The 17,733-nt window shown below is 69.9% G+C and carries 15 protein-coding genes; 8 read left to right on the top strand and 7 right to left on the bottom strand.

Annotated features, from left to right (window positions below; all coding sequences use genetic code 11):
• Positions 1–125: 125 nt before the first annotated feature.
• The 5 genes from DMC61_RS23415 to DMC61_RS23395 all read right to left on the bottom strand — a co-directional run bounded on the left by DMC61_RS23415 (position 126) and on the right by DMC61_RS23395 (position 5,603).
• Positions 126–932 (bottom strand): DUF5336 domain-containing protein, encoded by an 807-nt coding sequence (locus DMC61_RS23415; protein WP_125691243.1) that lies wholly within the window; start codon positions 930–932, stop codon positions 126–128.
• Positions 933–1,244: 312 nt separating this feature from the next.
• Positions 1,245–2,132, bottom strand: a complete 888-nt coding sequence (sucD, locus tag DMC61_RS23410) for a succinate--CoA ligase subunit alpha (protein WP_016331198.1) — start codon at positions 2,130–2,132, stop codon at positions 1,245–1,247.
• 1 nt (position 2,133) lies between these two features.
• Positions 2,134–3,303: an ADP-forming succinate--CoA ligase subunit beta gene (gene sucC, locus DMC61_RS23405; RefSeq protein WP_016331197.1), complete on the bottom strand. Its 1,170-nt coding sequence runs from the start codon at positions 3,301–3,303 to the stop codon at positions 2,134–2,136.
• A 117-nt stretch (positions 3,304–3,420) separates the two neighbouring features.
• A complete protein-coding gene (locus DMC61_RS23400; RefSeq protein ID WP_038519606.1) occupies positions 3,421–3,780 on the bottom strand; it encodes a hypothetical protein in 360 nt (119 codons plus the stop codon).
• Entirely contained in the window at positions 3,777–5,603 is a 1,827-nt protein-coding gene (locus tag DMC61_RS23395) for a hypothetical protein (protein ID WP_125691241.1), read from the bottom strand. The genes DMC61_RS23400 and DMC61_RS23395 overlap by 4 nt, the downstream gene beginning before the upstream one ends.
• A gap of 643 nt (positions 5,604–6,246) precedes the next feature.
• Here DMC61_RS23395 and DMC61_RS23390 point away from each other — a divergent pair.
• Complete coding sequence (locus tag DMC61_RS23390; RefSeq protein ID WP_016331194.1) at positions 6,247–6,933, top strand: M23 family metallopeptidase; 687 nt, start codon at positions 6,247–6,249, stop codon at positions 6,931–6,933.
• A 676-nt stretch (positions 6,934–7,609) separates the two neighbouring features.
• Here the strand turns inward: DMC61_RS23390 and pcrA are convergent.
• Positions 7,610–10,018 (bottom strand): DNA helicase PcrA, encoded by a 2,409-nt coding sequence (pcrA, locus tag DMC61_RS23385; protein WP_125691239.1) that lies wholly within the window; start codon positions 10,016–10,018, stop codon positions 7,610–7,612.
• 90 nt (positions 10,019–10,108) lie between these two features.
• Between pcrA and DMC61_RS23380 the strand changes: the two genes are divergently transcribed.
• From DMC61_RS23380 to DMC61_RS23350, 7 genes are all read left to right on the top strand, one after another.
• Positions 10,109–10,528, top strand: a complete 420-nt coding sequence (locus DMC61_RS23380) for a DUF1707 domain-containing protein (protein WP_125691237.1) — start codon at positions 10,109–10,111, stop codon at positions 10,526–10,528.
• Between the two features lie 170 nt (positions 10,529–10,698).
• Positions 10,699–10,986 carry a chorismate mutase gene (locus DMC61_RS23375; protein ID WP_016331191.1) on the top strand — a complete coding sequence of 96 codons (288 nt, stop codon included), beginning with the start codon at positions 10,699–10,701 and terminating at the stop codon, positions 10,984–10,986.
• Between the two features lie 150 nt (positions 10,987–11,136).
• Positions 11,137–11,442, top strand: a complete 306-nt coding sequence (locus DMC61_RS23370) for a hypothetical protein (RefSeq protein WP_016331190.1) — start codon at positions 11,137–11,139, stop codon at positions 11,440–11,442.
• A gap of 338 nt (positions 11,443–11,780) precedes the next feature.
• The gene (locus DMC61_RS23365) at positions 11,781–13,010 is read left to right on the top strand and encodes a hypothetical protein (RefSeq protein ID WP_233594920.1); all 1,230 of its coding nucleotides are present in this window, start codon (positions 11,781–11,783) and stop codon (positions 13,008–13,010) included.
• Between the two features lie 255 nt (positions 13,011–13,265).
• A complete protein-coding gene (locus DMC61_RS23360; protein ID WP_125691235.1) occupies positions 13,266–14,114 on the top strand; it encodes a hypothetical protein in 849 nt (282 codons plus the stop codon).
• 219 nt (positions 14,115–14,333) lie between these two features.
• Positions 14,334–15,956, top strand: coding sequence for a serine/threonine-protein kinase (locus DMC61_RS23355; protein WP_125691233.1), 1,623 nt, complete (start codon positions 14,334–14,336; stop codon positions 15,954–15,956).
• A 13-nt stretch (positions 15,957–15,969) separates the two neighbouring features.
• Positions 15,970–17,019, top strand: coding sequence for a serine/threonine-protein kinase (locus tag DMC61_RS23350; RefSeq protein WP_125691231.1), 1,050 nt, complete (start codon positions 15,970–15,972; stop codon positions 17,017–17,019).
• Here DMC61_RS23350 and DMC61_RS23345 read toward each other — a convergent pair.
• Entirely contained in the window at positions 17,016–17,684 is a 669-nt protein-coding gene (locus tag DMC61_RS23345; RefSeq protein WP_125691229.1) for an alpha/beta hydrolase, read from the bottom strand. The two genes, DMC61_RS23350 and DMC61_RS23345, sit on opposite strands and share 4 nt — an antisense overlap.
• Positions 17,685–17,733: the final 49 nt, after the last annotated feature.

Below are 17,733 nucleotides of genomic sequence, written 5' to 3'. Positions count from 1 at the left end.
TCCGGGTGAGGCACGCCGCCGCCGGCCGGCGCACGTGGCCCAACCCACCCGGTCGGGTACCCCCGCAAAAGAAAACACCCGCTGCGACACGGAGAGTCACAGCGGGTGTTTTCGCGTTCGGAAGGTCAGCTCTGCTGGCCGAAACCGCCGGGCGGCGTGCCCGGGTTCTGGCCCGATTCCGACGACGAGGACGGCGGCTGCTGGAAGAACTGGCCCTGCTGCGGCGCGTACGTCGTGGCCTGCTGGCCCGGCGGCTGCGTCACCGGCGGCTGGAACCCGCCGGGCTGGGAGAACGGACCGGACTGCTCGGCGGGCTGCTGCCCCTGGCCCGCGGCGGGGAACGGCTGGACCTGCGTGGCGGCCGGCCCCTGCTGACCCTGCTGGCCGAACGGACCCTGCGGGCTCTGCTGCGGGAACTGCTGGCTGTACGGGGCCTGCGGCGACTGCTGCTGCGGCTTCGCGGCGGGCAGCTTGATGACGTCGTGCTCGAACAGCAGCGCGGCGACCGCGACCAGCATCTGCAGGATGCCGAGGATCAGCACCACGGTGAGGATGCCCGGGACCGAGACGTCCTCGCGGCCGCTCCCGTAGCCGATGACCAGGTCCAGCGCGCCGAAGGCGCCGATGACGCTGAACAACGCGGCGAACGGCAGTGTCTTCGGGCCGCGCGGCAGCGCGTGCAAGGCCGCGAGCAGACCGCTGACCAGGAGGAAGACCGAGACCTGTCCGGCGGCGTCGGCCTCGTCGGAGAAGCCGATGAAGAACTGCACCAGGCCGAGGACGGTGACGGCGAGCGCGAGCAGCAACGCCAGGTTCAGCGGGGCGGCCGATGACGGCGCCTGCTGCTGAGGGAAGGCCCCGGAGGCGGGGTTGGGGTGTTGCTGGCCGCCACCCTGCTGGGGGTAGCCGGGCCCACCGCTGGGATAGGACATCCGAATGCTCTCCTGTCGTTCGACCGGCACCCCGGGGCGCGCGGGACTCCCGGGACAAACGAGGCGGCTGTGATGCTCGAACGCTAGCGCACACGCGGACACCCCACGCCTCGGGCTCTGAGACGTCTGTACACCCGATCAGGTTCCCGGCGGAACCCCTTCCCGGCCGTCGGATCGCGTTTAGCCCGCTAAACGCAGGTCGGCCCGCGACGTGCGTTTAGCCCCCTAATCGCGATCCGGGGCGGAAAGCAGGCGGGCCGGGCACCGGTGAGGGTGCCCGGCCCGCCGGGGGAAAGCTCAGTCTCCGAAGGATCAGAGGCTGTTGTACAGCTCGCGCGCCAGGACGGCGGTCTCGCTCGGGGTCTTCCCGACCTTGACGCCGGCGGCCTCGAGGGCCTCCTTCTTCGCGGCCGCCGTGCCGGAGGAGCCGGAGACGATGGCGCCGGCGTGGCCCATGGTCTTGCCCTCGGGCGCGGTGAAGCCGGCGACGTAGCCGACGACCGGCTTCGTCACGTTGTCCTTGATGTAGGCCGCGGCGCGCTCTTCGGCGTCGCCGCCGATCTCGCCGATCATCACGATGACCTTGGTCTCGGGGTCGGCCTCGAACGCCTCGAGGGCGTCGATGTGCGTCGTGCCGATGACCGGGTCGCCGCCGATGCCGACACCGGTCGAGAAACCGATGTCACGCAGCTCGTACATCATCTGGTAGGTCAGCGTGCCGGACTTCGACACGAGACCGATCGGGCCCGCGCCGGTGATGTCGGCCGGGATGATGCCGGCGTTCGACTTGCCGGGGCTGATCACGCCGGGGCAGTTCGGCCCGATGATGCGGGTCTTGTTGCCGGTCGCGACCGCGTGAGCCCAGAAGTAGGCCGAGTCGTGCACCGGGATGCCCTCGGTGATCACCACGGCGAGCGGGATCTCGGCGTCGATCGCCTCGATGACCGCGTCCTTGGCGAACTTCGGCGGCACGAAGATGACCGAAACGTCGGCGCCGGTCTCTTTGATGGCCTCCTCGACCGTGCCGAACACGGTGAGGTCCTTGCCCTCGATGGTGACGGTCTGGCCGGCCTTGCGGGCGTTGACGCCACCCACGATGTTCGTGCCGGACTTCAGCATCTTGGTCGCGTGCTTCATGCCCTCGGAGCCGGTGAGCCCCTGGACGATGACCTTGCTGTTCTCGTTGATGAAGATCGACATCTCACGCACCTGCCGCGGCGAGCTCGGCGGCCTTGTCGGCCGCGTTGTCCATTGTGTCCACCACGGTGACCAGCGGGTGGTTCGCGTCGGCCAGGATCTGGCGACCCTCGACGACGTTGTTGCCGTCCAGCCGCACGACGAGCGGCTTGGTGGCCTCGTCGCCCAGGATCTTCAGCGCCTCGACGATGCCGTTCGCGACCGCGTCGCAAGCGGTGATGCCACCGAAGACGTTGACGAAGACGCTCTTCACGTCGGTGTCGTTGAGGATGACGTCCAGACCGGCCGCCATGACCTCGGCCGAAGCGCCGCCGCCGATGTCGAGGAAGTTGGCGGGCTTGACGCCGCCGTGCTTCTCTCCCGCGTAGGCCACGACGTCCAGCGTGGACATCACAAGGCCCGCGCCGTTGCCGATGATGCCGACCTCGCCGTCGAGCTTGACGTAGTTGAGGTCCTTGGCCTTGGCCTTCGCCTCGAGCGGGTTCTCCGCGTCCTTGTCGACCAGGGCCTCGTGGCCCGGCTGACGGAACGAGGCGTTCTCGTCGAGGGTGACCTTGCCGTCGAGGGCGATGATCTTGTCCTGCGGGTCGCGGACCAGCGGGTTGACCTCGACCAGCGTGGCGTCCTCGGAGACGAAGGTCTCCCAGAGCTTCACGACGACGTCGGCGGCCTCGTCGACGACCTTCTCCGGGAACTTGCCCGCGGTCAGGATCTCGACGGCCTTCGCCTTGTCGACACCGGCGATCGCGTCGACCGGGATCTTCGCGAGCGCTTCGGGACGCTCGACGGCCAGCTGCTCGATCTCCACGCCACCTTCGGCCGAAGCCATCGCGAGGAAGGTGCGGTTCGCACGGTCCAGCAGGAAGGAGAAGTAGTACTCCTCGGCGATGTCCGAGGCTTCGGCCACCAGCACGCGACGCGTGATGTGGCCCTTGATGTCGAGACCGAGGATCGCCTCGGCCTTCTCGGCGGCCTCATCCGGCGTCTGGGCCAGCTTGACGCCGCCGGCCTTGCCGCGGCCGCCGGTCTTGACCTGCGCCTTGATGACGACCTGGTTGCCGATCTTCTCGGCGGTGGCCTTGGCTTCTTCGGGGGTGTTTGCCACGGCACCCGGCAGAACCGGTACTCCGTGGGCGGCGAAGAGATCCCTCGCCTGGTATTCGTAGAGGTCCACTACTCCAGTCTCCTGACGACACGCCACTGTGGTGGTCCGTTGCCGGACCGCGCTGTCGGACCAGTCGAGGTTAGCGACCTGCGCAGAAGCAGGGGACTCCGCACCTGGTGAAGTCGGTCACCGTACGCGGTCAGACGGTGTTTCCACGGTGTGAGACCGCACACCGGAGACCCAGTTCGCCGCGTCTTCCTGGCTTTCGAAGGCGTTGTCGAACCCGCTCGGGCCGTTACCGACCGCGAAGAGCAGAACGCCGGGGAGCGTTTCGGCGAGCCCTTCCGGTTCGCTCGCGCCCCGCAGGATCCCGAGGATGTCCGGATCCTCCTGTTCGACCGTCCGGACGAGTTGTTCGACGGTGTCGAGACGTCCGGCGTAGACGACCTCGACGCCTTCGTCGCGCAGCAACCTGCCCAGCGCGACCGCCGAACCTTCCTCGACACCGAACTCGGCCAGCACGACCCGGAGGAGATGACGGGTCATCCGGCCCGCCGTGAACCCGCGACGACCATCCCGGCCGCGACGAGGGTGACGACGGCGCCGCCCAGCGCGAGCCAGAATCCGACCCCCGCCGAGGAACCCTCGTACTCCGAGCCGACGAGCGGCAGTTCAGCCGCGCGCAGGCCGAGCACCAGCGCGGCCCCGGCCAAGGCGGACGCCGCGGCGACCGGCCGTGAGCGCGGGACGAGCGCGTACAGCCCGAGAACGACGGCCAGCGCGCCGAGCACACCCCACGACGCCGCGCCGAAGTTCGACCACAGTCCCGGGGCGGTGTAGCCGGGCGCGCCGAACACCGGCGTGCCGAACGCGGCGATCGCCAGCACCGCCGCCGCGACGACCGGGGTGAGCACGGTCCCGCTCACGCGCGTTTCGTCCGTTTCTTCATCGGAGTCGTCGCGTTCCACGACACCGGTGATCACCGCGGCGAGCGCGGCCAGCGCCGCCAGCACGAGCGCGATGAACGTCCAGGTGACCCCGGCGCCGGCCGAATAGCCGACCTTGTCCGGCAACGGCACCGGGAGGTCGACACCGAACAGTGCCGGGTCCACCGCCTTGTCCTCGGTGACGGACAAGGCCGCGCTCAGCACCGCCGCGCCCGCGAGGACGACGCCCGCCCACGTGGCCGCGACGATTCCCCTGGCGAACGCCGAGAGCCGCGGCACGAAGACGAACAGCGCGGGCACGGCGAGCACGACGGCGGCACCGAGCAGCAGCCAGCGCGCCGGTGTCTCGGGGACCGGCGTCGGGCCGTTGGCCTTCAGCACCGGGGCCAGCGCGCCCGCGGCCGCGGCACCGGCGGCCAGCAGCGCCAGGCCTCCCGTGGCCAGCCGCCACCAGAACAGTCCGGGCAGCCTGGCTTCGCCCGCCAGGTCGCCGGTGACGGCCTCGTCCGCTTCCGCCACGTCGAACCTGGTGAAGGCCAGCCCGACCAGCGCCAGACCGGCGATGGTCACCACCACCGAACCGGGCGCGACCGAAAGCCGGTCCACGACCAGTCCCGCGACCACCGGCGGGACACCGACCGCGAGCGCGGCCAGCCCCGCGCCCGCGAACCCGCCCTTGCCGACCCCGGCCGAGGGCGAGCTCACGGCCACGAGCACCGTCAACGGCAGCAAGGCCGCGAGCAGCAGGTATCCGGCCATCGCGACCGTCGGGCCCTCGAAGGCGTTCTTGGCCAGGAGGTACGCGTTGCCCGAACCGATGGGCGCGAGCAGCAGACCGACCCCACCCGCCACACCGAGCACGGGCCCGAGCAACCGCCAGCGACGCCGTCCGTCGAGTTCACCCGCCAGCTCCGCCTCGTCGCGGGCGGTCCCGGCGGCGAAGGCGCCGGCCACGAGGGTGAGCAGGTGCCCCGCCACCAACGGCCACAGCCCCGGCCCCGCCTGCGGCATCGCGAGCAACCGGTCGGCGAGGAACAGCTCCGGCCGCGCGGCCAGGGAGCCGTCCGCGAGCAGCTGCAGATCCAGCAGCAGCCGTCCGGGCGCGAGCGCGGTGAGCCCGAACACCAGCCCCGCCGTGAGCCCCGAGCGCCCGGAGACCAGTGCGTAGAGCACGGCCGCGGCGGGCGCCAAAGCCAGCACGACCAGCAAGGGAGCGGCGGTGAATCCGGCCGAACCACCCCGGATGACGGGCATCAGCGCGCCGGCGGCCAGCGCGACCGCACCGGCCGACACCAGCCCCGCCGACAGCAGGAGCGCTCGCGGGCGGGCGCCCGGTTCGCTCCGGAGAAGTTCGGCGGACGCGGTCCCGGGGTCGGCTTGCCCGGCGGATTCGCCACCAGGGTGCCGTGAGCGCGAAGTCATCGACGGCGACGCTAGCAAGCCGGGCCCTGCCGGGCCCGCCAGCAGGGGCCCCTCAGGTCGTCACGACCGCGCGGCGGCCTTGACACCCGGCGCAACCGAGCGGCGCCCTAGGTGACCGGCAGTACCGAGACGACACCCAGTGACGAGGCCAGTCCGGTTAAGGACCGTTCAACACCGTCGGGCAACCGGTTATTTCCCTCATTCGCCCCCTTCCCGGCCGTTCGGTACCCCCGAACAGCCCCTTGAATCTGTAACGCAAGTCACACGGTTGTGAGTAAACCTGGTTTAACTTTGGGTAATCCTCACTGGATAACGGCCAGATCTCCGTCGCCCGATCGGCCGAGAGCGCCGTCAGATCTTGCTGACCGGGGTACCGCTTCGTTACTGTCCCGGGGTCCCCATTACAGTCAGATCACGAATGAGAGCACCGAACGAACCACCCCCGAGGTCGTTCACCGGGATCCCCCGCCCGGGCTCTTGATCCGACTCCCCGAACACGGAAGGCCCCGTCTTGGCTTCACACCGCTCCCCCGGCGGCCAAGCTCCTTCCCCGGCGCTCGAGAACGCACTCGATGGTGCGGTCGTTCGCGTCCGGGGCTCGCACCGCCTGTCGCCCCCGTCCTCGGCCCTTCGTGGCCGTGTCGTGGTCGCAGCCGTCGCTGCCGGCGCCTTCGCGGCCGCCGCTGCCGGGCAGACCCTGAAGTCCGTTTCGGAATCCTCCGACGCCGCCGTCACCCCGCTGGCCAGCACCCAGGACGCGAGCGCCTCGTTCGCCCTCGGCGGCGGAGCCGGTGGTGGCGCCCCCGAACTGCTGCCGACGAGCCAGTCGACGAACGCCTCCGCCGAGGCCCAGAAGCTCTCGGACAACAACAGCATCACCCAGGCCCGCGTGAAGCGTGAGGCCGAAGCGGCCCGCAAGGCCGAAGAAGAGGCCAAGCGGCCCAAGACCTGCATGCCGACCAAGGGCACCTTCACCTCGGGCTTCGGCGCCCGGTGGGGCACGAGCCACCTCGGCATCGACCTCGCGGCCCCGATCGGCACGCCGATCGTCGCGGCTTCCGACGGCACGGTCATCGAAGCGGGCCCCGCCAGCGGCTTCGGCCTCTGGGTCAAGGTTCAGCTCGCCGACGGCACCATCCACGTCTACGGCCACATGAACTCGTTCTCCGTCCGCGAAGGCCAGAAGGTCAAGTGCGGCGAGGAGATCGCCGAGGTCGGCAACCGCGGCCAGAGCACCGGCCCGCACCTGCACTTCGAGGTGTGGCAGAACGGCACGAAGAAGATCGACCCGCGCCCGTGGCTCGCCGCCCGTGGCGTGAGCGTCAACTGATCGAGCCTCGCTCTTTTCCGCACCACCGTTCATCACCACACCGGTGATCCCGTCCGTGACGAGGGCGCGCCGGGCAATGACGCTCAGGCGCGCCTTCAGGACCTCCGCTTCCCCCATCGCGGGCATCACGAAGCGTCGTAGGTCCTCCGGCTCGGACGCCGGGTGATTTTCCGGGCCCTCAAAGGCCTCAGGCGACGCCGTCCGGCAGTCTCCGGACGAAGTACCCCACGGCGATCTGCCAGACCGTGCAGAGACCGGCCGGGCGCCGTTCGATCGGCCGCCATCCGGCGAAAGGTCTCCGGAAAAGACTTCTATACCCGGCTGGCCGCGGCCCGAACAGCCATCGCCGCGCGTGCCCGCATACGACACACCGTCCGGCCCCGTCCGGTTCGTGTGCCCGCAGTAACGCGCGCCAGGCCGCGACCAGCCTGAGCACTTCCGGCGGTTCCGGACCCCGATCCGGTCCCGCCCCTTCTTCAACACCCCGCAAGTACTCGAGTACCCCACTCGAGAGAACCTGAAACAGCACCCCGTCCACACCATGCGCCCCCTCCCTGAAACGGGGACGCCGGCTTGCCCAGCATACCCCCAGCAAGTCGAACTCGTGTTCGACGACACAGGTATACGGGAAGGGTCCGACAGTTTTCGGACGCGAGGAAGAAACCGCAGGTCAGGACTAGAGTTTGACCATCGGGACGCTCCCGATCAGCATCAGGCGGACCTTGCCGGCCGCACCGAAATCGATCGTCGCCGTGGCACGCGGGCCGGTGCCGTCGCAGGCGACGACCGTTCCGAGCCCGTACTTGTCGTGACTGACCCTGTCGCCCACGTCGAGCTTGAGCGCGACGGTGTCCTTCCAGCCCTTGCCGAACGGGCTCGTGCTCGCCGCCCGCGACGACGAGCCGCCACCACCGCCTCGGCTGCCCCAGGTCGTCGCGGCCCGCGGCGAACCGCCCGACGAACCGAAGCCACCGGAAGAAGAGGAAGGCGCGAGCCTGCGCCAATCCACCAGATCGGCGGGAAGCTCGTCGAGGAACCGCGAAGCCGGGTTCATCTGCGGCTGGCCCCAGGCCGAGCGCACCATCGAACGGGAGACGTACAGCCGCTTCCTCGCCCGCGTGATCGCGACGTAGGCGAGCCGTCGCTCTTCGGCCAGCTCCGTCGGGTCACCGAGCGCGCGCATATGCGGGAAGATCCCGTCTTCCCAACCCGTTCCGAAGACGACCGGGTACTCCAGGCCCTTCGCGGTGTGCACGGTCATCAATGTGACCACGCCCGCGTCGTGCCCGTCTCCGTCGTCGCCGCCGTCGGGCGACGGGACCGAATCCGCGTCGGCCACCAGCGAAACCCGCTCCAGGAACGCGGGCAGCGAGCCCGGCTCCGGCACCCCCGGGTCCGCCTCCGGCAACTCGCCGTCCGGACCGGCGACCTCGGCGGTGAATTCGGTGAACTCCCGCGCGACGGTGACGAGTTCCGTCAGATTCTCCACCCGCGACGCGTCCTGCGGGTCGTCGGACTCCTCGAGTTCCGCGCGGTAGCCCGTGCGCTCCAGGACGGCTTCGAGGATGTCGGCGACTTCGGCGCCGCTCTCGACGACCTCGCCGAGCTCGTCCATCAGCTCGACGAAACCGGTGATCGCCTTGGCGGAGCGCGGGTTCAGCAGCGGCACCTCACCGCTGACGGCACCGCGCAGCGCCTGCGCGAACGAGATGCGCTCACGCTCGGCGTACGTCGCGATGACGGCTTCGGCGCGATCCCCGATGCCGCGTTTGGGGACGTTGAGGATGCGGCGCAGGCTGACCGTGTCCTCCGGGTTCGCCAGCACCCTCAGGTACGCGAGCATGTCGCGGACCTCGCGCCGCTCGTAGAACCGCACCCCGCCGACGACCTTGTACGGCAGGCCGAGGCGGATGAAGATCTCTTCGAAGACACGGGATTGGTTGTTGGTGCGGTAGAAGACGGCGACGTCGGAGTAGTCCGCTTCGCCCTTGTCCGCCAGCGCGTCGATCTCGCCCGCGACGAACGCCGCTTCGTCGTGCTCGTTGTCCGCGACGTAGCCGACGATCTTCTCGCCGTCGCCCGAATCGGTCCACAGCCGCTTCGCGCGCCTGTTCGGGTTTCGCGCGATGACGGCGTTCGCCGCGTTCAGGATCGTCTGGGTCGAGCGGTAGTTCTGTTCCAGCAGCACGGTCCGCGCGTTCGGGAAGTCGCGTTCGAATTCCTCGATGTTGCGGATCGTCGCGCCGCGGAAGGCGTAGATCGACTGGTCCGCGTCACCCACCACGCACAGCTCGGCGGGCTCGATCCCGGCCTCGTTCGTCTCGGTGCCGACCAGCTCACGGACCAGCGTGTACTGCGCGTGGTTCGTGTCCTGGTACTCGTCGACGAGTACGTGGCGGAAACGACGCCGGTAGTACTCGGCGACGTCCGGGTACGTCTGCAGGAGTTCGACCGTCCGCATGATGAGGTCGTCGAAGTCGAACGCGTTGGCCTGGTTCAACCGCCGCTGGTACTCGACGTACACCTCGGCGACGCGGCGTTCGAGGTCGTTGCCCGCGTCGGCGACCGCCGTCTCCGGATCGATCAGTTCGTTCTTGAGGTTCGAGATGTGCACGGCCAGCGTGCGCGCCGCGTACTTCTTCGGGTCGATGTCGAGATCGCGGGCGACGAGGGTGATGAGGCGCTTCGTGTCGTCCGAGTCGTAGATGGAGAAACTCGACGACATCTCCAGCGTTTTGGCCTCACGGCGCAGGATCCGCACGCACATGGAGTGGAACGTCGACACCCACATGGCGTTCGCGCGGCGGCCGACGAGGTCGCTCACCCGCTCCCGCATCTCCGCGGCCGCCTTGTTGGTGAACGTGATCGCCATGATCTGGCCGGGGTGCACGTCCCGTTCGGCCAGCAGGTACGCGATCCGGCGGGTCAGCACCCGGGTCTTGCCCGAACCCGCGCCCGCGACGACCAGCAGCGGCGAGCCCGCGTGGGTCACGGCCTCGCGCTGCGCCGGGTTCAGGTCGTCGAGCAGGTCGGAGTGCCGGGGCTTGGCCGGACCGTCCGCTGGGAGATCGAAGAGGGTGTTCATCGCCGGTCCACGCTACAGCGCCGGGCGTAGGCGGTGTTGCCGCCTGCCGTCCGACGCGCTGGCGGTGTTCGCGGCGCAGGATCGGATGCCATGGACACCAACGGGATTCCCTCCAGGCTCAGGGCCGCCGACGCCGACCGCGAGCGGGTCGCCACCCGCATCCAGGCCGCCGGCGGTGAAGGCCGTCTCACTCTCGAAGAGGTGGAAGACCGGCTGAGCGCCGTGTATTCCGCCAAATACACGGACGACCTCGCCGCGCTCACCTTGGATCTGCCGAAACCCGCCCCGAAGCGGCGCCCGGTCGTCCTCGGGCATCCGGCGGTGCGGATCCATCTCGCGATCGCCGTCGTGCTTTCGGTGCTGTTGATCGCCCGCTGGGTGGCCTCCGGGGCGCCGTTCTTCTGGCCCGCGATGCCGATGTTCTGGCTGGCCATGAGCGTCCTCGTGCACGCGCGCGTCCGCGAAGCACGCCGTCGCTTCAAGCCGGAGGACGGCATCGCTGTGGCATAATGAGCGGCATGCGGCACCTCGCGACGCGATTTTTTACGGGACCCGGACTCCGGCTCCCGTGATCGCATAGTGCCGCCAATGCCATCACCTGAAGCCCCGGAGTCCACGGACCCCGGGGCTTTACGCTGTTCCGGGGGCCAGCAGGGAATCCGGACCGAAGAAAGGTCCCGATGAACACCACACAGAAGCCGGACGCCGAAGAACCCACCGCCACGGCCGAAGAGATCGGCGAGCTCCGCAAGGAGATCGACTTCCTCGACGGCGAGATCCTGCGGCTGGTCAAACGCCGCGTCGAAGTCTCCAAGACGATCGGTGCGGCCAGGATGGCCGCGGGCGGCACCAGGATCGTCTACAACCGCGAGATGGACGTGCTCGCGCGCTACCGCGAACTCGGGCCGGAGGGACGGCAGCTCGCGATGGCGCTGCTCAACCTGGGGCGGGGCAGGCTGGGCCGGTAAGCGGTAGCAAAGGTCCCTTGCTACCGCGACGGGCCCGGATCGCGTTTAGCTCGCTAAACGCGATCCGGCCACGTCACGATCCTGCGGCGTGAGGCGGAACTCAGGGTGTTCCCCGAGCCACCACGGCGCGGGACCAGGCAAACTGGACACATGATTAACCTCATCGCCGTGATCATCGCGATCGCCGGTGTCCTGGCGGCATTGGGCCATGTCGGTTATCTCGCCATGCTGAACAGCGCGGCGGGTAAGCGCGCGGGTGGCACTCCCGTCGCCCAGTACGTCAAGACGCGCTGGCCGATCGCAGCGGGTACCACCGCGGCCTCGCTTTTCGCCTGGCTGCTCACGAGTGGGGGAACGACGCTCGACGTCATCGCGATTTTGCTTGCAGCGGGTAGCGGGATCACCGCCACGAAAGCCCTGCAGTCGACCCAGCAGAAGTACCGCAGCGGCAACTGAGCGACGTCACCAGCGCCGATAGCACAGCGTTACGTCACCGAGGCCCGTTCGGCCGCGCCCGACCGAGTGAAACATCTGCAACTTGCAGAGTGGGTGAAGACTTGCGGGTGTCGAACTTTTAGTGTGGACCTCGTGAGGACCCTTGCGTCTGGGTCGGGCGATGCCCGCATGGCGCGCGGGGGCGATGGCCCCGCGCGCCCCCAGTCGTATGCGCGTGCATTTGCTCACGAGACTGCCCGGGAGTCTGCAAGCGAGGGATCCCGTGAAACCGCTGCTCCGTTCGGCTTAACCGGTGTCACATCACCGTCAGGACGGGCCCGTGAGGGGGTCGCTCGGACATGAACGGCTGGGCGGAACACCAGGGACGCAACGGCACCACACAGACGGGTCGCCACCGGGCGGGCGGCGCCGAGAGCTGGACTCCACCCGTGCCGCCGAGGCGGCAGCGCCCGACCGGGCACGGGCATCACGCGCACCGCGAGTTCGCCCCGCCTTCCACCGGTTCCCTTCCCTTGCCGCCACCGCGGAACAGGAGGGCGCCGAGCCCCGGCTACGCCCCATCGAGCGGCCTGCTGCCGCTCCCCCAGCCCGCTCGTGAAGTTCCTGTAGAGCGCCCGGCACGCGTCGAGGTCTCGTTGACCGAACCCGTCCTGTCTCCCGTCGAGGAGCGCCGCGCGAAGGCCGCCCAGCGCACGAAGGTGACGCTGACCGCCCCCTCGCCCCGCCGTCCCGAGCCGGCGGAGATCGACGACAGCGACGTCCGCGTCTACGTCGCCCCGCCCGTCGACGGCCTCAGCACCTTCGATCTGGGCACGGTGCCCGCCTCGGTGACCCCGCCCAAGACCTGGCGCAAGGCCGCCTGGTTCGCGGCGGCGGCGTCCGCGCTGGTCGTGGTCGGCCTGCTCTTCGCCGGTTCGTTCCTGGTCGGCAAGCCCCTCCCGGAGCAGCAGAGCCAAGGCGGCTGGCCCGGCTATCGCGGCGGCAGCCCGCTGAGCCAGGACGGTCTCGCCGGTAATCCGACCACCCCGCCCCAGGGCGGCGCGGCGGGCAACCCGTCCGAATCCGAGACCGATTCCTCCACCAGGGACGACCGCAGTTCCAGCAACTCCGGCACCTCGTCGGACAGCGAGGACACCGGGACCGGCTCGTCGCAGCCCGACTCGGGCGGGCCGGTCACGTCCGGGTCCGCGCCGTCGTCGAGCAACCGGCCGCAGAAGCCGCCGGTCGTGCCCGCCGACCGCACCACCACCACGGCCGCTTGGTACGCGTCGCAGCCGGATCCGCAGGCGATGGGCGACAACACCGAGATCTTCCTCAACTCCGTCACCACCGATCCCCACGAGGCGTCCTCGGTGACTTCCGGCAGCCTGGGCGAAGAAGGCGCACAGGGCCTCCGTGAGCGCTACGCCGACGTCGCTTACTTCGAGGTGAAGAAGGTCGCCATCGACCAGCGCCGCGGCGTCACGGTCAACACCGTCGAAGTCACTCACAAAGACGGCACGAAGACCATGGAGCAGCGCACGTTCACCTTCGGTGACGACGACAAGATCATCGACGACGGCATGTAGGGCACCCCGCACGTGCAAGTGTCCTGTTCCTCTGCACGTGCGGTGCGTTGAGCGGTCGTCCCTGGTCCGGGTGGGTGACCTAAGCTGCCGTTCGTCGTATCGCGACGGCATTCCGGCGATAGAGCCTGGCCGGGGACCGTCCGCACAGGGTTACCTGACGACTGCAGGGTCCGCACCGTTCAGAAGACGGCCGCGCGGACCAAAGGCACCGGCCGAACGGCCCAGTGCCTGCCCCGGACCAGAGCGAGGAATTTCGTGCTTGATCGACAGCGCATACGGCGTGAGGACGCCGTACGTGTCGAGGACGTCATCCCGGAAGAGATCCTGAACGACACCCGGGTCGACCGGGAGTATCTCGAGCAGGTCTTCCGCGAGCCGCAGAAGTTCGTACCCGCCCGCACCCGCGAAGTGCCCGCGCCGCGGCCCGAGCCCGAAGAAGACGAGCCGGAGAGCCGCGCCGCCCGGCGGGCCAAGCTGGCCGGGCTGGTCGCCGCCGGGCTGCTGGTCGCGGGCGCCGTCGTCACCGCGGGCGTGCTCGCGGGCACCCAGCGGGAAGCCACGGTGCCGGGCGCCTCCGCACCCGAGACGATGAGCGGAGCCGCCGCGCTCGGCGGACTCGCCGTCCCGGACTCCACCGAGCCGCAGCAGCGCAAGCAGGAGACGCCGACGTCGTCGGGCACCAGCACGAAGGTCCAGCCGTCTTCGGGCACCGGTTCGGGCTCGCTCCCCCGGCAGAGCTCCTCGGCGGGCAGCACGAGTCCGCAGCCGTCCGCCAAACCGGTCGCGGTCAGCACGGTCGCGGACAAGATCGAGGCGGTCCGGACGTTCTACCGGACCGTCGACGCCGATCCCTACGGCGCGATGTCGCTGATCACGCCGGTGCTGGCCGAGTCCGAGGCTGGCAGGCTGATCGAGGCGTGGAGCGCGATGGACGCCATCCAGATCCAGGATCTCCGCGAACAGGCCGACGGCACCATCCTCGCCGTGGTGACCATGCGCAATCCGGACGGCGGGCAGCTGCGGGTCACCCAGGTCCTGGAATTCGCCGACGAGACGACCGGTCTGATCACCGACGCGCGGCTGCTGTCCGCACAGCACATGTGACGGACACCCCGCGTGTAACAGCCCTCCACCCAGGGCGATCAGAGTGTGCCGCGTGTGTGTGCGCAGAGTGAGCGCCTAGCCTTGTCACGAGTCGGTCTCGGAAAAGCCGGCACACAGACCACTACATGTGCATACGCTCCAACGCTGTGGCGTGCTGAAGGCCGCACCGCGTGCGCGGACGACTCCGCGACGTGAAGACGGAGCCCAAAGGGAGGTCGCGTGAGCGACGAGGGTCGCCTGGTCGCCGGTCGATATCGCATCGCCGGGCGGATCGGCACGGGCGCGATGGGGGCCGTGTGGCAAGCGCACGACGAGGTACTCGGCCGCACGGTGGCGATCAAGCAGCTGCTGCTGCAACCCGGGCTTGAGGCTCACGACGCCGAAGACGCCCGCCAGCGCACGATGCGCGAGGGACGGATCGCCGCGAGACTGCACCACCCGAACGCCATCTCGGTGTTCGACGTCGTCACCGACGACAACGGCCAGCCGTGCCTGATCATGGAGTACCTGAACTCCACGAGCCTCGCGCAGGTGCTGCAGGAGGAGCGGACGCTGCCGCCGACCGAGGTCGCGCGAATCGGCGCGCAGGTCGCGGCGGCGCTCACCGAGGCGCACGCGGTCGGCATCGTGCACCGCGACATCAAGCCCGGCAACATCCTGCTGGCGCCCAACGGCACGGTGAAGATCACCGACTTCGGCATCTCGCGGGCCAAGGACGACGTCACGGTCACGAAGACCGGGATGATCGCCGGAACGCCCGCCTACCTGGCGCCCGAGGTGGCCATCGGCGGCGACCCCGGCCCGGAGTCCGACGTCTTCTCGCTCGGCTCGACGCTCTACGCCGCATGCGAAGGCCAGCCGCCGTTCGGCCTCAGCGAGAACACGCTGAGCCTCCTGCACGCGGTCGCGGCCGGGCAGATCATCCCGCCGCGTCAGTCCGGCCCGCTCGCCAGCGTGCTGGCCGTGCTGCTGCACCCGGAGGTGCGGCACCGGCCCACCGCCGAAGAGTGCGAAGAGCTTCTCGCCGCCGTCGCGCGGGGTGAGACGCCGCTGGGCGGCCCCGCGGACGACACCGTGCTCGCCGCGCCCATCGCGGGTGCGCTCGCCGGTGGCGGCGTGACCCAGGCGCTCGACAGCGAGGCGGCCGGCCACTCGGGTTCGCTTCTCGACGATCAGGCCGCGGCCGGTTCGTACTACGACGACGAAGACGACTACCAGCAGCCGCCCGCGTCGGGGTACCCGGAAGACGACTACGACGGGTACGACAACTACGACGAGACGGCGCTGCTGTCCGAACGCGGCCACCCCGGCGGCGGCCCCGCGCCCACGCGCGCCGTCCCGATCCCCGCGGGCGACTACGACGACGATCCCTACGACGACGACTACGACGACCCGCCCCCTCCGCCGCCGCCCACCCGCGCGCAGACCAGCCCGGTGGACGAGGACGACGAGAAGCCGGGCGCGTGGAAGAAGCCCGCGATCATCGGCGGTGTCGTGGTCGTGGCGCTGGCCGCGCTGGGCTTCTGGCTGCTGACCCCGAACAACCCGGAGACGCCCGCGCAGGTGGGGAACTCGTCGACGAAGCCGACTCCTTCGGCGACGTCTTCGGCTCCGGAGACGACGGAAACGCCGACGGAGACGCAGTCGGCCGAGCCGCCCAAGGACACCCCGACCTCGTCGAAGAAGACGTCGAGCAGGGCGACGCAGACGGACGAGCCGGAAAGGCCGACCAGCTCGAAGAGTTCCACCAAGCCGACCAACACACCGACTCCGACGAAGCCGACGACCAACCCGCCGACTTCATCCGACCCGCCGGTGAGTTCAACCCCGGCTGGCGCGTGATCCGAGGATTCCATTGAGTTCTGAAGGTTCCATCGTCGGCGGCCGATACCGCCTCGACCAGCCCATCGGGCGTGGCCGGGCGGGCATCGTGTGGCTGGCGTTCGACACCCGTCTGCTGCGCACGGTCGCGATGAAGCGCATGTACCTGCCCGTCGGCCTGCCGCCGGACCGGGCGGAGCAGGCCAAGGCCGTCGTCGTCCAGGAAGGCAAGGACGCGGCCAAGTTCGAGCACGCCACCGCCATCAAGGTGTACGACGTGCTGCCCGACGGGCCGGACGTGTGGCTGGTGATGGAGTACATCCCGTCCCGCGGGATGGCGACCTTCCTCGCCGAACACGGCAGGCTGACCGCGGAACAGGCGGCCGGGCTGGGCATCGTGCTCGGCCGCGCGCTGGCCGCGATGCACGAGGCCGGGGTGGTGCACCGGACCGTCGAGCCGGGCACGGTCCTGCTGGCCGACGACGGCGGCGTGAAGCTCACCGACATCGGCATCACCGGTGGCGGCCCGAGTCCGGCGTACCGGGCGCCCGAGGTGGCGCGCGGCGAACCGGCGACTTCGGCGTCCGACGTGTTCTCACTGGGCGCGACGCTGTACACGGCCGTCGAAGGGGTGCCGCCGTTCGGTGAGGACGGCGAGTCCTCGGAACGGCCGCCGCAGACCGCCGGGCCGCTGGCCGGTGCGCTGCGCAAGATGCTCCGGGCGGAGCCGGACGCGCGGCCGACGATGGCGGACACCGTCCGCTCGCTGAACGCGATCACCGAAGGGCGGCAGACGGCGTTCATCCCGCCGACCGCCCCCGCGATGCCGACCGTTCCGGCCTCGATGCCGATGCCCGGCCAGCAGGCACCGCAGCAGCCGGTTCCGCAGTTCCCCCAGCACCAGCCACAGCCGCAGCAGTATCAGCCGCCGCAGCCGCAGTACGCGCCGCCGACGCAGCAGTACGCCCCCGCCGCGCCGGCGGCCGCGAAGTCGCCGGACACCCGGAAGTGGCTGATCACGGCGGGCGCCGTGGTGGCGGCGATCCTGATCGGGGTGCTGTTCGCCGAGCTGTTCCTGATCTAGAGCCGCTCGAGGACCAGCGTCGCCAACTCCACGGGACGGCTGAGGTATGGGCTGTGGCTTGCCCGCCAGGTCACCGTCGTGTCGCAGCGGGCGGCGAAGTGGACGACCATTTCCGGGACGAGCGCACGGTCTTCGGTGCAGGTGACGTAGGTGGTCGGGGTGTCCTTCCACGCCGAGCCTTCCGGTGACTCGTCGAAGATCGTGACGGGTTCGGGACGCAGCAGGACCGTGGCGCGCTCGGCGACGGCGTCCGTGCAATCGGCGTACATGGCCTCGCGGACGGCGGCGAGGTCGAGATGGGTCCAGCCTTCGTCGTCGAAGATCAAGGGCAACGGCTGGGGTTCGCGGCCGGTTTCCTCTCTGGTCCGCTCGATCCAGTACTGCGCGGTTTCACCCGGCTCGCTGACGATCGCGGCCAGGTAGATCAGATGCGCGGCCCCCTGGAGCCCGCTGGCGGTCAGGCCGCCGAAGGAGTGCGCGAGCACCACCGGCGGCTCGGCCGCCTTGTCGACGATTTCCTGGACGGCCCGGGTGGTTTCGGCGATCGGGCGCGCGCCGAGGTCGGGGACGGTGACCTCGGCGCCGTCCCGGCGGAGGCGCTCGACGACCTCGTCGAAATGGGCGGGCTGGTGCCATGAGCCGTGCAGGACGATCAGGGGACGCACCGGGGTCCTTTCGCTGGCGGGTTCCCTGCCAGGTTGTCGACCGCCGTCG

The organism is Amycolatopsis sp. WAC 04169 (assembly GCF_003947535.1).
In the GTDB taxonomy this organism is placed as follows: Bacteria; Actinomycetota; Actinomycetes; order Mycobacteriales; family Pseudonocardiaceae; genus Amycolatopsis; species Amycolatopsis keratiniphila.
Note: the sequence above shows the minus strand (reverse complement) of the source record. Positions and strands in the feature narration are given on the sequence as shown.